The 1,761-nt window shown below is 71.9% G+C and carries 2 protein-coding genes; one reads left to right on the forward strand and one right to left on the reverse strand.

Going from position 1 to position 1,761, the window contains the following annotated elements:
- Positions 1-105: 105 nt before the first annotated feature.
- A complete protein-coding gene (locus YWY_RS21380) occupies positions 106-798 on the forward strand; it encodes a helix-turn-helix transcriptional regulator (RefSeq protein WP_245566634.1) in 693 nt (230 codons plus the stop codon).
- 478 nt (positions 799-1,276) lie between these two features.
- Here the strand turns inward: YWY_RS21380 and YWY_RS0110320 are convergent.
- On the reverse strand, positions 1,277-1,761 hold a 485-nt coding region (locus YWY_RS0110320), incomplete at its 5' end, for a winged helix-turn-helix domain-containing protein (protein ID WP_028847535.1).

Here is a 1,761-nt window from a genome sequence, read left to right on the forward strand (position 1 = left end):
CCTCATGTGCCTTGCGCGACAGTGATCGGCAGTCGGTGGTGTACGCGAGCCGCACGCCGGCCCCGGACAGTCGGCCGCACTGGTGCTCAGGGGAGGAGTCTCGTTGTGACGATCGAAACGACTGTGCGCCCGATTCCCTCCGTTCGCCGCATCAACCCAGCCCGTCCGGCCACGCGGGCCGTCGTCGACGCGACCGTCATGGGCGCGAGGCGCGACGTTCTGGTGGGATGTTCCGCTGCCGTGCCGGAAGCTCCGTTGGTCCTGCCACGCCCCTGCGATGAGGAGAACCTACGCCGGGGCGTGCGCTACCGGATGCTGTACCCGGACCGGGCACGGTCGATGCCCCGGATCGCCCGACAGCTCGGCGTGCTCGCCGCGGCTGGTGCGGAGATCCGGACCGCGCCGTCGGTGCCGGTCGACGCGCTCGTGGTGGACGGGTCACGAGTGCTGCTGCCCAGGGAGACACCGGCCCAGGGGCCGTGTGGGCTGGTCTTGTTCCAGCTGCCCAGCATCGTGACGACCACCGTCGAGCTGTTCGACCGGTTGTGGGCGACCGCGGTCCCCTGGAACGCCACCGAGCAGCCGTCCGAACACGGACTGAACGAACGGGAAAGGGCCCTGCTCACCCTGCTGTCCGCCGGGTGCACCGACGTCACCGCGGCCAGCCGTCTCGGCGTGTCGGTGCGCACGGTGCGCCGTGCCATGGCGGACATGATGAACCGGTTGGGTGCGCGCAGCCGATTCCAGGCCGGGGTCAAAGCGGTGGACCGGGGCTGGATCGAGCCGCAAGCCATGTGAGGCGAGGATCGCGCGACAAGCCGAGGAAGGATGAGGTACGCCGAGGACGGGTGAGGTACGGGGCCGCGGGAAACCGGACGACGTCGGGGCCGAGCAGCCCCCGGTCCAGCGCCCGCTTCCGCGGAGATGACGGTCGGGGCGTGTTGCGGCGGGGCAGGTCCTGGTTTCGCGGAGGGGGCGGTCGGGGCGTGTTGCGGCTGGCCAGGTTTCGCTCCCGCGCAGGCGGGGTCGGGGGCTGACCGCCCGCCAGCGCCGGTAGTCGTGCCGAAGCGTTGGCGCCGCCAACGGGGCGGCGCCGCGAAACGAGCGTGGCGGGCGCCTGAAGAGGGAAGGTTGCCGCGAGGCGAGCGTGGCAGTCGTCCGATGAGGGAAGGTTGCCGCGAAGCGAGCGTGGCAGACGCCCGGTCAAAGGGAGGGCCGCCACTCAGCGAGCGTCACAGAGACCGGAGGTCAGCGCCTCTTGGCGGCGCGCCGGCGATCACCCCAGGGCGTAGCCGACCCCGCGGATCGTCACCACCACCGGCGGCTCGCCGAGCTTGCGGCGCAGCTGGGCGACGACCCTCTCCAGCACGTTCGACGTCGGCGGCACCAGCTCGTCCCATGCCGCGGCGATCAGATCCTTGCGGTGCACCGGCCGCCCACCGGCGGCGATCAGGGTGCGCAGCACGATGAACTCCTTGCCGGTCAGGGCGAGCTGCCGCTGACCACGCCAGGCCTCGCGCCTGGCCTCGTCGATCACCAGGTCGCCGTGGCGGAGCACCGAATCCGGTTCGACCCCGGCGCCCGACCTCCGGCACACGCTGCCCACCCTGGCCAGCAGCTCGCGCATGGCGAACGGCTTGAGCAGGTAGTCGTCGGCGATGGCCAGGCCGGCGATGCGATCGGCCACCGCGTCGCGCGCGGTGAGGAACAGCACCGGCACCGGCCAGCCCGCTCGGCGCCGATTGTGCACGTACTCCAGGG

The sequence above is a fragment of the Thermocrispum agreste DSM 44070 genome, from assembly GCF_000427905.1.
Classification (GTDB): domain Bacteria; phylum Actinomycetota; class Actinomycetes; order Mycobacteriales; family Pseudonocardiaceae; genus Thermocrispum; species Thermocrispum agreste.